A 14,669-nucleotide genomic window follows, 5' to 3' on the forward strand; every position below is an offset into this window, starting at 1 on the left:
CTATGCACCATGACGTCACCAAGGTCGTGATCCCCGCGGCGGGCCTCGGCACCAGGTTCCTGCCCGCGACGAAGGCGCTCCCCAAGGAGATGCTGCCGGTGGTGGACAAGCCCGCCATCCAGTACGTGGTGGAGGAGGCGGTGCGGGCCGGGCTGCGCGACGTGCTGTTCGTGACGGGCCGCAACAAGAACGCGCTGGAGAACCACTTCGATCGGGCGACCGAGCTGGAGATGATCCTGCACACGAAGGGCGATCAGGCGAAGCTCTTGCGCGTGGCCGAGTCGACCGATCTGGCCAACGTGCACTACGTGCGGCAGGGCGACCCGAAGGGGCTGGGCCACGCGGTGCTGCGCTCGGAGGCGCACGTGAACGGCGACTCGTTCGCGGTGCTGCTGGGCGACGACATCATCGACGAGCGCGACCATCTGCTCGAGCGGATGCTGGAGGTGCACGATCAGCGCGACACCTGCGTGGTGGCGCTGATGGAGGTGGATCCGGATCAGGCGCACCTGTACGGAGTGGCGACGGTGGAGTCGACCGAGGAGGACGACGTCGTGCGGGTGCGCGGCCTGGTGGAGAAGCCCGAGCCGGGAACGGCGCCGTCGAACCTGGCGATCGTGGGGCGCTACGTGCTCAAGCCCGAGATCTACCCCGTGCTGGCGCAGACGCAGCCGGGCAGGAGCGGAGAGATCCAGCTGACGGATGCGCTGCTGACGATGGCGAGCGATGAAGACAACGGCGGGGTGCACGGCGTCGTCTTCCGCGGCCGCCGCTACGACACCGGCGACCGGCTCGACTACATCAAGGCGAACGTGCAGCTCGCGATCGAGCGCGACGACCTCGGGCCGGGCCTGCGCGCCTGGCTGCGGGAGTTCGTCCCCACGCTCGAGGACTGAGCCGCGGCGTCCGAGCGCGATGGCCTGCGCGACGCCAGTACGCTGGGGCCATGAGCAAGCTCCTCGTGACCGGCGGCGCCGGCTTCATCGGATCGAACTTCGTCCACTACGTCGTCGCGAACACGGCGCACGATGTGGTCGTGCTGGACAAGCTGACGTACGCGGGCGACCGCGCGACGCTCGCTGGCCTGCCGGAGGACCGCGTGCGGCTGGTGGTGGGCGACATCGCCGACCCGGAGGTCGCGGATGCGCTGGTGGCGGAGTCGGATGCGGTGGTGCACTATGCGGCCGAGTCCCACAACGACAACTCGCTGTCGGACCCGGGCCCGTTCGTGCACACGAACTTAATCGGCACGTTCACGCTCCTGGAGGCGGCACGCCGGCATGGCACGCGCTTCCACCACATCTCCACCGATGAGGTCTACGGCGACCTGGAGCTGGATGATCCGGCGAAGTTCACCCCGGAGACGCCCTACAACCCCTCATCGCCGTACTCGTCGACGAAGGCGGGCTCCGACCTGCTGGTGCGCGCCTGGGTGCGCTCGTTCGGGCTGGAGGCGACGATCTCGAACTGCTCGAACAACTACGGGCCCCGGCAGCATGTGGAGAAGTTCATCCCGCGGCAGATCACGAACGTGATCGACGGGGTGCGGCCGCGCCTGTACGGCGCGGGACAGAACGTGCGCGACTGGATCCACGCGGACGACCACTCCTCTGCGGTGCTGCGGATCCTGGAGGCGGGCAGGAGCGGTGAGACGTACTTGATCGGCGCGGACGGCGAGAAGAACAACCTCGAGGTCGTGCAGGCGATCCTGACGATGATGGGTCAGGAGCCTGACGCGTTCGATCACGTGACCGACCGGGCCGGGCACGACCTGCGCTACGCGATCGACTCGTCGAAGCTGCGCGACGAGCTCGGCTGGGAGGCGTCGTTCACCGACTTCGAGGCGGGGCTCGCGTCGACGATCGACTGGTACCGCCAGAACGAGGCGTGGTGGCGGCCGCAGAAGGCCGCCGCCGAGGCGAAGTACGCGCAGGCGGGGCACTGATCCGGATGGGTGAGCTGGAGACGGGCAAGCAGCTGCGCGTTCGCGAGACGCCGATCCCGGGCTTCCTCGTGATCGACCTGCCAGTGCATGGCGACAACCGCGGCTGGTTCAAGGAGAACTGGCAGCGCGAGAAGCAGCTGGCGCTGGGGGTCCCCGACTTCGGTCCCGTGCAGAACAACATCTCGTTCAACGCGCAGCCGGGCGTCACGCGCGGCATCCACGCGGAGCCGTGGGACAAGTACATCTCGGTCGCCTCCGGCCGCGTCTTCGGCGCCTGGGTCGACCTGCGCGAGGGCGACTCGTTCGGGGCGACGTTCACGATCGAGATCGATCCGTCGGTCGCGGTGTTCGTGCCGCGCGGCGTGGGCAATGCGTTCCAGGCGCTCGAGCCCGACACCGCCTACACGTACCTCGTCAACGACCACTGGTCGGCCGAGGCGCAGGGCGAGTACACGTTCCTGAACCTCGCCGACCCCACCGCGGCGATCGACTGGCCGATCCCGCTGGCGCAGGCGGAGCTCTCCGACAAGGACCGCGCCCACCCGCAGCTGGCGGACGTCACCCCCATGGCCCCCAGGAAGACGCTCGTGCTGGGCGTGAACGGGCAGGTCGGGCGCGCACTGCGACAGCAGTGGGCGGGTCGCACCGACGTCGAGTTCGCGGGCCGCGATCGCATCGACCTCGCGAGACCGGACACGTTGGAGAGCATCCGCTGGTCGACCTACGGCACGGTCGTGAACGCCGCAGCGCACACCGCGGTGGATGCGGCCGAGACGCCGGAGGGCCGCGTCGATGCCTGGGCGGTCAACGCCGCCGCGCCCGCGCGGCTCGCCGCGCTCGCCGCGCAGCACGGCCTGACCCTCGTGCACATCTCCAGCGACTACGTCTTCGACGGGTCGCGACCGCAGCACGATGAGACCGAGCGGTTCAGCCCCCTCGGCGTCTACGGGCAGTCGAAGGCAGCCGGCGACCTCGCCGTCTCGGTCGCGTCGCGCCACTACGTGATCCGCACGTCGTGGGTGGTCGGTGAGGGCAAGAACTTCATCGCCACCATGGCCTCGCTAGCGGAGCGGGGCATCGCGCCCAGCGTCGTCGGCGATCAGGTGGGGCGTCTCGCCTTCGCATCCGAGATCGCGCGCGCGATCGACCACCTGCTCGCGGTCGACGCGCCGCACGGCACCTACAACGTCTCCAACGCCGGCGAGCCCGCCAGCTGGGCTGAGATCGCGAAGCGCGTCTTCGAGCGCGCCGGCCACGAGTCGGGCCGCGTGACCCCCGTCACCACGGCCGAGTACTACCGGGGCAAGGCCGACATCGCGCCGCGTCCCCCGCACAGCTCGCTCGACCTCGGCAGGCTCGAGGCGACGGGCTTCGCGCCGCGGGACCAGTTCGAGATGCTCGACGAGTACGTCGACTCGCTCGCCAGCGGGGCGTGAGCCTGCCGATGGGGCGCGCGCTCGTGGTCGGGGGGAACGGCTTCCTCGGGGCGCACCTGGTCGATGCGCTGGTCGCGGACGGCTGGCGGGTCGACGTCTTCGATCGCTTCACGACCGGACCGCGCTACCGGTCGACGTCGCCCCGCGTCCTTCGCGGCACGTTCTCCGCTGGCGACGAGATCAGGCGGGCCGTGGATGGCCACGATCTCATCGTGCATGCGCTGTCGGGGACGACGCCGTCCAACAGCCTCGGCGGACCGCAGGCGGATCTGCAGGCGAACGTCTCGCCGACGCTCGACATGCTCGGCGAAGCGGTGCGCACCGGTGTCGGTCGGGTCCTGTTCATCTCCTCCGGCGGCACGGTCTACGGGTCTGCGCAGGGCGCGGTGCCGGAGGATGCGCCGCTCCTGCCCATCTCGCCCTACGGCATCGGCAAGGTGGCGATCGAGCACTACCTGCGCTACTTCTCGATCGAGCACGGCCTGCGGTCGGCGGCGCTGCGCGTGGCGAACCCATACGGGCTGCGCGCGGACGCGACGCTGCCCGGCTTCGGGCTCGTGAGCGCGCTGCTGCGCGCGGCGGCCGCCGACGGGCGCGCGAACCGGCTCGGCGACGGATCCATGGTGCGCGACTACCTGCACGTGGACGACGTGATCGAGCAGATGCGCCACGTCATCGCCGACGTCTCGTTCTCCGGCCCGGTCAACATCGGCAGCGGATCCGGTCGCAGCGTGCAGGAGATCATCGACGTCGTGCGCGCGACGACCGGCGCGTCGCTGCCTGTCGACGAGCACGAGGTGCCGGCATCGTTCGTCGACCACATCGTGCTCGACACCGCTCGCTTCGCCGAGCACTTCGGCACCCTGCCGCAGCTGCCGCTGCGCGAGGGCATCGAGCGCACCTGGCGCGAGTGGCGCCGCTGAGTCAGCGCAGCGGCAGCGCACCGCCCGCGACCATCGCCCGCTCGAGCGGCTCGGCGAGGCTCCGCGCGTAGCTGCCCGTCAGGTGGCCGCGATCGCGGTACACGGCGATGCCCGCGACGATCGCGGCGCAGCGGGTCTCGCCGCAGATCGAGTCGTTCAGATCGACCTCCAGTGCCCGCTCCTCGATGCCGAGCGCAACGTCCTGGCCGGTGCCGCCTCCCGCGAGGCCTGCTGCACGATCGAAGGCGCACATCCCCGGGGCATCCGGCTCGTTCGCGATGCAGTCCTCGATCGCGAAGCGCGGCGACGGGGTGTCGCGGACGACGATCACCTGCGCGCCGCGATCGATCTCGCGATCCCAGGCCTCTGCCATGCCGCGGCCGAGCGCGGCATCGGCGTCCGCATCCGTCAGCGTGGATCCTGCCCACATCTGCGTCGAGGCATTGCTGGTGACCACCAGCGCAGGCTGCTCGCGCTCGAGCACCTGGGCGACACCCTCGTTCCACTGTGAGCACGCGGTGTACGGCTGCGCGACGCCGTACGTCGCGACCGCGCCCGTCGTGAAGGGGCAGCCCGCCTTCGTCATCGCCATGACGCGCCACCCGTGCGTCTCGGCGAGCACTTGCATGGTCGGCACCCACTGCGCAGCGTGCGAGTCGCCGACGACGACCACGAGCGGACCTGAGTCGCCCCAGGCGCAGGCGACCGGCTCGACGACGTGGCCGGCCACATGGCAGCCCTCTGCGTAGCTGGCGGGCAGGTCGGCCTGGAAGTCCTCCGGCGCGGGCACGTAGCCGTCGCGCTCGAGGGAGGCGACCGCATCCGCCGTCTCGCCCTCGCCGATCGCCTCGCCGCCAGCCGTGAGCGCCGCCGGGCCCGGATAGTCGGGCTCCTGCGCTAGCGCCGGCGCGGCGACTCGCATCGATCCAGCCACGGTGAGCGTCACGGCCAGGCACGCGGCACCCACCAGCAGGCCGCCGCGCACGGACGCCCACGGCAGCCGCGGCGATCGCTTGCGCAGCGGCTCCTCGACGAACCGCCAGGTCAGCCACGCGAGCACGAGCGTTGCCGCGACGAGCCAGAGCGAGCGCCACGACAGCAGCTCCGCGGGCTTGTCGTAAGGGTTGGAGAGCACGATGAGCGGCCAGTGCCAGAGGTAGACGGAGTAGGAGATCGCGCCCACCCACTGGATCGCGCGGCCGCCCAGCATGCGGTGGACGAGCCCGCGACTGTCCGCCCCGCCCGCCCACAGCACCACCGCGGTCGCGAGCGTCGGCCACCACGCGATGGTGCCCGGGAAGGGCATCGTGGTGTCGAGCCAGACGAACGAGGCGACGCCGACCGCGAGCGCGACGGCCGCGATCGCGCCGGCGCCGCGCACGGCGAGCGCCGGGAGCACCGCCACGAGCCCGCCGAGCGCGAGCTCCCACAGGCGAGTGGGGGTCGTGAAGTAGGCGGACGCGGGGCTGGCTGCCGTCCACAGCACCGACGCGGTGGCGGAGGCGACGATGACGGCCACGACGATCGCACCGGAGAGGAGCCTCCGGCTGCGGCCCATGCGCACCGCGAGCACAGCCGCCGCCGCCATCAGGAACGGCCACAGCAGGTAGAACTGCTCCTCGACGGCGAGCGACCAGTAGTGCTGGAACGGAGAGGGCGGCTCGAGGCTCTGCAGGTAGTCGGTGGAGCCCTGCGCGAAGCGGAGGTTGACGGCGTAGACGGCAGAGAAGATCGCATCGCCCGCGAGCTCGGTGCGGCGGGATGCTGGCAGCACGGCCCAGCCGGCGATGAGCGTGGTCAGCAGGACGAGCGTCGCGGCGGGCAGGATGCGACGGCTGCGCCGCGCCCAGAAGTCCGCGAACGCCGCCCGGTCGAGCCTCGGCCGCTCCACGAGCCAGCGCGTCATCAGGAAGCCGGAGATGACGAAGAAGACGTCCACGCCCGCGAACCCGCCCGGCAGCGCGTTCGGATCGAGGTGCCACACGACCACAGCGAGCACCGCGATGGCGCGGAGCCCCTGGATGTCGCGACGGTGCGCGCGCGCCGGCGTCGAGACAGGCATCCGATGATCCTACGGCCGGACGCGCTCGAGGCCGGCGCGGAGGCGCCGCCGCAGCCGACGGCCGCGGGGCAGCTCGAACAGGTGGCGCAGCCCGATGCGATGGAGCAGGCGATGCAGGAGCATCGCGGTCATGGCGATCAGCACGATCTCGAGCACCGGCGCGAGGAGCGAGTACCCCCAGTCGCTCAGCATCCGCTCGCGCAGCCAATCCCACTCGCGCAGCACGGCGCTGCCGGCGATGATGAGCAGCGGATGCATCGCGAAGATCGGCAGCGTGTTGCGACCGATGTGCCGGATCGGCCGCAGCACGCGCGCATCCGCGACGCGCGGGAGCAGCGCGAGCACCGCGGTGACGCTCGCGGCGCTCGCGACCAGGTCGAGGATCGCGTTCGGCTCGATCAGCTGACGCAGCAGCACGAGCCCCGCGGCCGTCATCAGGAGCGAGCGCGTCAGTGCGGGTCGCGACGGCTCTGACAGCGCGGTGACCACCTGCGGCAGGCGTGCACCGACCAGGAACCACACGAAGGAGGTGACGATCGGCTCCATCGGACCGGTGACGGCGAGCCCGCCGACCAGGGCGACGGTCGCGGCCGCTGCCACGGCGATCCCGGCGGGCACGGCACGGGTGGCCCGTGCCAGCGCGAAGTAGGCCGCGAGCGCCCAGAGGTACCACAGCACGCTCTCCGGCACGAAGAGCTGCGGCAGGACGTAGTCCCAGAACTGGAACACGACGCCGTCGAGCGCCGCGGTCAGCCACAGCACCAGGGCGGTGATCACGAGCCAAACGATGTAGAGGTAGGCACGCGGTGCGATGCGGCCGGAGATGCCGGCACGCCAGCTGCGGGAGAGCATGCGGGCGGACAGGAACCCGCTCAGCACGAAGAACAGCGGCATCCGAACGGGCGTCAGCAGGTCGATGAGCGTGCGATGCACGGGATTCGCCGGGGCGTCGCCGAGCATCGGCGACACCTGCAGGTAGTAGACGTGCACGGCGACCACCAGCAGCACGGTGATGCCGCGCGCGGCGTCCGGCCATGCCAGTCGCGACGCGGTGGAGAGGGGTCGATCGGCCGGGGCGGTCAGCAGACGGCTCTCGGGGATCACGTGACCACATTCTACAGCGTGGCCCATCGCCGTGCCGGAGTCGCGGCACCCCCCTGTCGGGCAGGGCGGCGCGGTGGCAGGATGCAGCCATGACCGACACCGCTCGTCGCTCGCTCGAGTACTCCGTCCGCGACCTCACCCTCGCGACCGCCGGCCGCCACCAGATCCGGCTCGCCGAGCACGAGATGCCCGGGCTGATGGCGCTGCGACGGCGCTACGCGGATGCGCAGCCGCTCGCCGGAGCGCGCATTGCCGGAAGCCTGCATATGACGGTGCAGACGGCGGTGCTCATCGAGACGCTGGTCGCGCTCGGCGCCGAGGTGCGCTGGGCGAGCTGCAACATCTTCTCGACGCAGGATGAGGCGGCAGCTGCCGTCGCCGTCGGTGCGGGCACGCCCGAGGCGCCCGCCGGCGTACCCGTCTTCGCGTGGAAGGGCGAGACGCTCGAGGAGTACTGGGCGTGCACCGCCCGCATCTTCGACTTCGCGCAAGGCCCGACGCTCATCCTTGACGACGGCGGCGATGCGACGATGCTCGTGCACCGCGGTCGCGATGCCGAGCAGGCGGGTGCCGTTGCCGACACGCCCGCGGAAGCTCCGGACGAGCTGCGGGTCATCGATGCGCTGATCGGCAGCACGCTCGTCGACGATCCTCACCGTTGGACGACGATCGCCCAGCAGCTGCGCGGCGTCACGGAGGAGACCACGACGGGCGTGCATCGCCTCGAGCAGCTGTCGGCCTCCGGCAGGCTGCTCTTCCCGGCGATCAACGTGAACGACTCGGTCACGAAGTCGAAGTTCGACAACCGCTACGGCATCCGGCACTCGCTGCCCGACGGGCTCAACCGGGCGACCGACGTGCTGATCGGCGGCAAGACCGCGTTCGTGGTCGGCTACGGCGATGTCGGCAAAGGCGCTGCCGACGCGCTGCGCGGTCAGGGTGCCCGCGTGATCGTGAGCGAGATCGACCCGATCTGCGCGCTGCAGGCGGCGATGGACGGGTTCCAGGTGGCCCGCGTCGAGGATGCGCTCGAGACCGCCGACATCTGGGTCACCACGACCGGCAACGAGCACGTCATCACGCTCGAGCACCTGCGGGCGATGAAGCACCTCGCGATCGTCGCCAACGTCGGGCACTTCGACAACGAGATCGACGTGGCGGCGCTCGAGCGGTCCGGTGCCGAGCGCATCGAGATCAAACCGCAGGTGCACGAGTGGCGGTTCCCCTCCGGGCGAGCGATCCTGGTGCTCTCGGAGGGCCGGCTGATGAACCTCGGCAACGCCACGGGGCATCCGTCGTTCGTGATGTCGAACTCCTTCTCGAACCAGGTGCTGGCGCAGATCGAACTGGCCACGAAGGACTACCCGCCGGGCGTCTCGCGACTGCCGAAGGCGCTCGACGAGGAGGTCGCGCGCCTGCACCTCGATGCGCTCGGCGCCCGGCTCACGACCCTCACCCCCGAGCAGGCTGCCTACATCGGCGTGCCCGTCGACGGCCCGTACAAGCCCGAGCTCTACCGCTACTGACCGTCGCTCGCGTCAGGAGACTCGGCGTCGGTCGTCTGTCCCGTCGGTCGAGGAGCGCGCGGCGCAGCCGCTCGCGTCACGAGACCCGTGCGTCGGTCGTCTGTCCCGTTGGTCGAGGAGCGCGCGGCGGAGCCGCTCGCGTCACGAGACCCGTGCGTCGGTCGTCTGTCCTGTTGGTCGAGGAGCGCGCGGCGCAGCCGCTCGCGTCACGAGACCCGTCACACCATGGCGTCGGAGAGCACGCGCAGCAGCTCGGCCAGCCGTGACTGGTCGTCGGCGGGGATGTCGCGGAGCAGCCGCCGCTCAGCCTCCAGCAGCGCATCGAGCGCGACGTCGACGCGGTCGATGCCCTCGTCCGTGAGTGTCACGAGTCGAACGCGCCGGTCCGTCGACCCCTCGACGCGCTCGACCAGGCCGGAGGCGACGAGGTTCTCGATCCGGTTGGTCATCGTGCCGCTCGTGACCATGGTCTGGGCGATGAGGTCCTTCGGGCTCAGCGCCCCGTCGGCCCGACGCAGCGCCGCCAGCACGTCCCACTGCCAGGGCTCGAGCCCAGCGAGCTGGAAGGCCTCGGCGCGGATGCGGCCGAGCTGCCGCGAGATGCGCGTCATGCGGCTGAGCACGTCGAGCGGCGAGACATCCGCGTCGGGGCGCACGCGCATCCACTGCTCGATGATGCGGTCGACGTCGTCGCCGCGCAGGTCGCTCATTGCGCCAGTATCGCAGTCGCGCCCGCGCGGCCGGCGTCAGGCCCAGTAGCTCGGTGCCGCGAGCACCGCAGCCATGAATGCGACGGCGAGCACGATGCCGATGGTGAGGGCGCGACCCTGGTGGCGCACCCACCAGGGGGTGTCGGCCGGGAGGATGTCGGCCCGGGCAGCGATCGGCAGCGCGACGAACGGCACGTGCAGCCGCCGGCGAGCTTCACGCACCCGCTCGGGGTCAAGGCCCGTGGTGTCCGCGACCCCGATCGTGGCGCCGTCGTGCCCGACGAGTCGCCACTGCTCGCGCTCGCGGGTGATCGGCAGGCCCCGGCTGGTCGCTCCGGGCACGTGCACGACGATGACCCCGCCGAGATCCGCGAGACGGATCGGCTGATCCCGGCGTGCACCGAACGAGAAGGTGGCGTCGGGGCCTTCGTGCTCGAGTCGCCAGTGCCCGTGGCGCAGCATGCGGTGGTTGCGGATGCTGAGGACGACGAGCGCGAGGAACAGCAGCGTCCATCCGACTCCCACGAACGCCAGCACACCCATGACGACCATGCCGAACCAGACGAGCAGCCGCGCAGCCAGATTCACGTAGTGATGCGCGGCACTCCGCTGCAGCACGAGCGCGGGAGGCCGGGTCACCGCTCAAGCGTGGCACGAGGTGCTCCGCCTCCGCTCGCTGCGCTCGCGGCCGGCGGCGTCGCAAAGGGCCAATCGTGGCCCTTCGCTCCGCCCTTCCTCGCTGCGCTCGGAACTGGCGGCGTCGCAAAGGGCCAATCGTGGCCCTTCGCTCCGCCACCAGGATTCGAACCTGGACAAACGGCTCCAAAGGCCGCTGTGCTGCCGTTACACCATGGCGGATCGCGGCTACCAGGCTAGTCGCCCGCGACCTCCGGGTCCGCAGATGTGTCACCAGCGGCTCGTACAAGCCGCGGATGCGAGCCGATCGCGACATTCCTGGCGCAGGTCCATCGCGCGTGCATCCGCCAGACTGATGCGCATGGCATCGACCTCCGCTGACGTCGTCGCCGTCGCCGTGACCTATCGTCCCGACGAGGCGACGATCGTGGATGTGCTCCGTCGCGCCGCCGCACAGGTTCCTGCGCTCGTGGTGCTCGACAACGACAGCCCGCTGGTCGACGGCACGCACTGGAGCGAGCGGGTCGCTCTTCCGCCTGGCGTCGAACTGGTGCGCGAGGCGTTGAACATCGGCCTCGGCGCCGCCTACAACCGCGCGGTCACCCTCGCGCGTGAGCGCGACGCGCGCTACGTGCTGCTGCTCGACCAGGACTCGCTGCTGGAGGCGGGCTGCGTCGAGGCGCTGCTGCACCACGCAGCCCGTCGAGCGGCGCGCGGCCCGCTCGGCGCCGTCGGCCCCACGTTCGTCGACGGCCGCAGCGGCGAGCGGGCACCCTTCGTGCGCTTCGGCTTCCCGCTCAACCACAAGGTGCATGCCCCGGCGGGTGGGGATGTCGATGTCGACTTCCTCATCTCCTCCGGATCCCTCATCCCCCTGAGCGCGATCGAGGCGGCGGGCGGGTTCGACGAGGGGCTCTTCATCGACAGCGTCGACATGGAGTGGTGCTTCCGCGCGAAGGCCGCCGGCCTGCAGCTGGCGGGTGTCGCCGATGCGCGCATGCTGCACACGATCGGCGACGACCTCGTGCGGCTGCCGGGAGGCGGCAGCATGTTCGTGCACTCGCCGCTGCGGCTCTACATGATGACGCGCAACCGGGTCGCGCTCTGGCGCCGAGCGGACACGCCGCGGGTGTGGACGGCGCAGGACGTGCCCCGCATGCTGTTCAAGCTGCTGCGGATGACCGCGTTCGCCGCCCCCAGGATCCCGAACGCGCGAGCGATGCTGCGCGGCGCACGCGACGGCTGGCGAGGCAGGCAGGGTCCGCCCCCGCGGCGCCACGCATGAGTCTCGGCGCCGCTCGGTCTACGGCGCGGTGTCGCCGGCCGTCGCGAGCAGCTCGTCGAGCGGCGCATCGAGCAGGTAGAGCTCGACGTCGTCGAGCAGCACGGGGTCCTCGACCTCGGCGACCGCCTCCAGCACGCCCGGCGGCGGGATGAATCGCTCATCGTCGCCGAGCGCGACCGCGGTGATGCCCTCGAGCGATGGGTCCACCGTGACGGGAGCGTCCACGTTGGGATCCGTGGCGTGCGGCGAGAGCTGCACCATCAGCACGGTGCCGTCGGGAGCGGGGTCCGCGAGCATCGCCGCGTCGATGAGCGCCGCGCCGGTCGGGCGCAGCGTCAGGATGTGGGCGGCCCCCGTGACAGGGCCGACCAGCAGGCAGGCCGTCGCGACCGCCACGATCGCGCGTGCGCGCGGTCGCCGCGCGTGAGCCCACAGCGACGCCACGCCGATACCCGAGAGCAGCAGCAGGGGCCACAGCCACGCGCCCGTGTAGTGCGGCAGGACGACCGGCGAGAGCGAGAGCACGAGCAGTGTCGACAGGGCGGCCAGCGCGAGCATCCGGACGATGAGCTCACTGCGGCGGAGCATCGTCGCGGCACCAGCCCACACCGCGATCGCCGCAAGCGCGAACCACCCCACCACCTCGCCGCCGAACCAGAGCGGCGCGTACCAGGGGGCAAAGCGATGCGTCTCGCCGGCGACGATGATGCGATGCCCGTTCTGCGCGTGCTCGGTCTGGAACTCGAGCATGTCGAGCACCGCGGGGATGCCGCCGAGCGGCACGTACGCCAGGAGGCAGACGGCCACGCCCACGGTCGCGAAGCCGAGCACTGCGCGCCAGACGGCCGCGTCGCGCAGCTCCCGCCATGGCACGCAGGCCAGTGCCGCGATCACCAGCACGGCCGCAGACGCCTTCGACAGGATCGCCAGCGCCATGAGCGTGCCGGCACCGAGCGCGAGCGACAGACGCCGGCGGCGCTCCCACTGCCAGAGCAGCGCGAGTGCGCTCATCCCGAACAGCACGCTGAACGGCTCGAGCAGCACCTGCCGGTCGATGAAGTCCGTGCCGTTCACCCGGTGCGTTGCGGCGAGCATCACCGCGCCGATCAGGGCCGCCGAGCCGCCGACGGCAGCGCGCAGCCAGGTGTAGGCGACGAGTGTCGAGGCGACCAGCACGCAGCCCATCAGCACGCGAGCGCTCGTCACGCCGGCCCCGAACGCGAGCTGCCAGGCCCCGATCAGGTACTTCGCCACCGGTGGGTGCTCGGGGTTGAAGGATGTGTCCCCGAGCGCGTACTGCAGTCCCGCACGCTGGTAGACGAGCTCGTCGGGCGCGACGTTCGCCTGGTCGAGCGCCCAGAACCCCATCACCGCGGCGACGAGCAGCACGACGGTGAGCTCGATCGCCGTGCGGCTCCGCGATGCCGACGAGGTGGCCCCGCGCTCGGATCCGGTCGGCAGCGGGGCGGCGATCGTCGAACGCTGCTCGGGCACGCCTCAGTATCGCATCCGGTCTGCGCGTCGCTGCGTGGCCGGGAGCCGCGCCCGCGACACTCGCGCGCCAGTAGCCTGGAGCCGAACGCCCGTGTCCGATAGGAGAGTCCGTGCCTCAGGTTGCCGTCATCGTCCTCGCCGCTGGCGCGGGCACCCGCATGAAGAGCCGCACGCCCAAGCCGCTGCATCCGCTCGCGGGGAAGCCGCTCATCGCCCACGTGCTCAGCACCGCGGGCGAGCTGCACCCGGAGCGCATCGTGACCGTGGTGCGCCACGAGCGCGAGCGGATGGCCGCCGCCGTGCTCGAGTTCGCCCCGCACGTGCTCATCGCCGATCAGGACGAGGTGCCCGGCACCGGCCGCGCGGTCGAGCAGGGACTCGACGCGATCGGCGACTTCAGCGGCCACGTCGTCGTGCTCTCCGGCGACGTGCCGCTCATCGACGCAGCGACGCTCGGCCGGCTGATCGAGCGCCACGAGCACGAGGGCAACCAGATGACGCTGCTCTCGGCGCACCTGTCGGACCCCACCGGGCTCGGCCGCATCGTGCGCGACGAGGCTGGCGCATTCGTGCGGATCGTCGAGCAGAAAGACGCCTCGGATGCCGAGCGCGCCATCGACGAGGTCAACGGTGGCATCTACGTCTTCGACGCCGCCGCGCTGCGCGAGGCGCTCGGCACGATCGATCGCAACAACGCCCAGGGCGAGATGTACCTGACCGACGCCGCGGTGCGGATCCAGGCGGCCGGTGGCCGCATCCAGGCCGTGCCCGCCAGTGACAGCTGGGCCATCTGGGGCATCAACGACCGTGTGCAGCTCGCGGCCGCGGCGCACGAGCTCAACGACCGCATCATCCGACGCTGGCAGCGCGCCGGCGTCACGTTCGCCGACCCCGCCTCCACCTGGATCGACACGGATGTCACGCTCGCCGAGGACGTCACCATCCTGCCCGGCACGCAGCTGCTCGGTGCGACGGTGGTCGCGACCGGCGCGACGATCGGGCCGGACACCACGCTCGTCGACACCGAGGTGGGGGAGGACGCGACCGTGAAGCGCACCGACGCGACCCTGTCGGTGATCGGCGCTCGCGCATCCGTCGGCCCATGGGCCTACCTGCGCCCCAATTCGGTCGTCGGGGCGGACGGGAAGATCGGCACTTTCGTCGAGACGAAGAACACCCAGATCGGCGTCGGCAGCAAGATCCCGCACCTGTCGTACATCGGCGACACGACGGTGGGTGACGGCTCCAACATCGGTGCGGGCACCATCACCGCCAACTACGACGGCGTCGCCAAGCATCGCACCGAGGTGGGCTCGCACGTGCGCACGGGCAGCCACAACGTCTTCGTCGCCCCCGTGTCGATCGCCGACGGCGCATACACTGGAGCGGGCACGATCGTCCGCAAGGATGTCGAGCCCGGAGCGCTGGCCATCTCGGTCGCTCCGCAGCGCAACATGACGGGCTGGGTCGAGACGCATCGTCCTGGGACGGCAGCGGCCGACGCGGCAGCGGCGGCCGAGCAGCAAGCACCTGACGCCTAGGGGAGGC

At 71.1% G+C, this 14,669-nt stretch carries 12 protein-coding genes and 1 tRNA gene; 7 read left to right on the top strand and 6 right to left on the bottom strand.

Translation table 11 applies throughout. The annotated features are described in order from the left end of the window. Nucleotides 1-2 precede the first annotated feature (2 nt). Genes galU through ACJJVL_RS06590 form a run of 4 tightly spaced genes read left to right on the top strand, consistent with a single transcriptional unit; the run spans nt 3 to nt 4,304 of the window. Complete coding sequence (gene galU / locus ACJJVL_RS06575) at nt 3-896, top strand: UTP--glucose-1-phosphate uridylyltransferase GalU (RefSeq protein ID WP_405217612.1); 894 nt, start codon at nt 3-5, stop codon at nt 894-896. Nucleotides 897-946: 50 nt separating this feature from the next. Further along, nucleotides 947-1,945 carry a dTDP-glucose 4,6-dehydratase gene (rfbB, locus tag ACJJVL_RS06580; protein ID WP_405217613.1) on the top strand — a complete coding sequence of 333 codons (999 nt, stop codon included), beginning with the start codon at nt 947-949 and terminating at the stop codon, nt 1,943-1,945. A 5-nt stretch (nt 1,946-1,950) separates the two neighbouring features. Further along, nucleotides 1,951-3,381 carry a sugar nucleotide-binding protein gene (locus ACJJVL_RS06585; protein ID WP_405217615.1) on the top strand — a complete coding sequence of 477 codons (1,431 nt, stop codon included), beginning with the start codon at nt 1,951-1,953 and terminating at the stop codon, nt 3,379-3,381. Next, nucleotides 3,378-4,304: an NAD-dependent epimerase/dehydratase family protein gene (locus tag ACJJVL_RS06590; protein ID WP_405217616.1), complete on the top strand. Its 927-nt coding sequence runs from the start codon at nt 3,378-3,380 to the stop codon at nt 4,302-4,304. Before ACJJVL_RS06585 ends, ACJJVL_RS06590 begins: the two co-directional genes overlap by 4 nt. 1 nt (nt 4,305) lies before the next feature. Here the strand turns inward: ACJJVL_RS06590 and ACJJVL_RS06595 are convergent, their stop codons facing one another. Both ACJJVL_RS06595 and ACJJVL_RS06600 read right to left on the bottom strand, forming a co-directional pair. After that, a complete protein-coding gene (locus tag ACJJVL_RS06595) occupies nt 4,306-6,366 on the bottom strand; it encodes an acyltransferase family protein (RefSeq protein WP_405217617.1) in 2,061 nt (686 codons plus the stop codon). Between the two features lie 9 nt (nt 6,367-6,375). Further along, nucleotides 6,376-7,470, bottom strand: coding sequence for an acyltransferase family protein (locus ACJJVL_RS06600; RefSeq protein WP_405217618.1), 1,095 nt, complete (start codon nt 7,468-7,470; stop codon nt 6,376-6,378). A gap of 89 nt (nt 7,471-7,559) precedes the next feature. Here ACJJVL_RS06600 and ahcY point away from each other — a divergent pair, with 89 nt between their 5' ends. Then, the gene (gene ahcY / locus ACJJVL_RS06605) at nt 7,560-8,996 is read left to right on the top strand and encodes an adenosylhomocysteinase (RefSeq protein ID WP_405217619.1); all 1,437 of its coding nucleotides are present in this window, start codon (nt 7,560-7,562) and stop codon (nt 8,994-8,996) included. Between the two features lie 218 nt (nt 8,997-9,214). Here the strand turns inward: ahcY and ACJJVL_RS06610 are convergent, their stop codons facing one another. The 3 genes from ACJJVL_RS06610 to ACJJVL_RS06620 all read right to left on the bottom strand — a co-directional run bounded on the left by ACJJVL_RS06610 (nt 9,215) and on the right by ACJJVL_RS06620 (nt 10,564). Beyond that, nucleotides 9,215-9,706: a MarR family winged helix-turn-helix transcriptional regulator gene (locus ACJJVL_RS06610; RefSeq protein WP_405217620.1), complete on the bottom strand. Its 492-nt coding sequence runs from the start codon at nt 9,704-9,706 to the stop codon at nt 9,215-9,217. A 36-nt stretch (nt 9,707-9,742) separates the two neighbouring features. Further along, entirely contained in the window at nt 9,743-10,345 is a 603-nt protein-coding gene (locus ACJJVL_RS06615; RefSeq protein WP_405217621.1) for a hypothetical protein, read from the bottom strand. A gap of 148 nt (nt 10,346-10,493) precedes the next feature. After that, nucleotides 10,494-10,564, bottom strand: a tRNA-Gln gene (locus ACJJVL_RS06620). A gap of 139 nt (nt 10,565-10,703) precedes the next feature. On the opposite strand from ACJJVL_RS06620, the gene ACJJVL_RS06625 reads away from it, so the two are divergent. Then, complete coding sequence (locus tag ACJJVL_RS06625; protein ID WP_405217622.1) at nt 10,704-11,627, top strand: glycosyltransferase family 2 protein; 924 nt, start codon at nt 10,704-10,706, stop codon at nt 11,625-11,627. Nucleotides 11,628-11,645: 18 nt separating this feature from the next. Here the strand turns inward: ACJJVL_RS06625 and ACJJVL_RS06630 are convergent, their stop codons facing one another. After that, nucleotides 11,646-13,121, bottom strand: a complete 1,476-nt coding sequence (locus ACJJVL_RS06630) for an ArnT family glycosyltransferase (protein WP_405217623.1) — start codon at nt 13,119-13,121, stop codon at nt 11,646-11,648. Nucleotides 13,122-13,231: 110 nt separating this feature from the next. Between ACJJVL_RS06630 and glmU the strand changes: the two genes are divergently transcribed. After that, nucleotides 13,232-14,662: a bifunctional UDP-N-acetylglucosamine diphosphorylase/glucosamine-1-phosphate N-acetyltransferase GlmU gene (gene glmU, locus ACJJVL_RS06635; protein ID WP_405217624.1), complete on the top strand. Its 1,431-nt coding sequence runs from the start codon at nt 13,232-13,234 to the stop codon at nt 14,660-14,662. The last annotated feature ends 7 nt before the right edge of the window (nt 14,663-14,669 follow it).

It is taken from the genome of Agrococcus sp. Ld7 (assembly GCF_045064095.1).
In the GTDB taxonomy this organism is placed as follows: domain Bacteria; phylum Actinomycetota; class Actinomycetes; order Actinomycetales; family Microbacteriaceae; genus Agrococcus.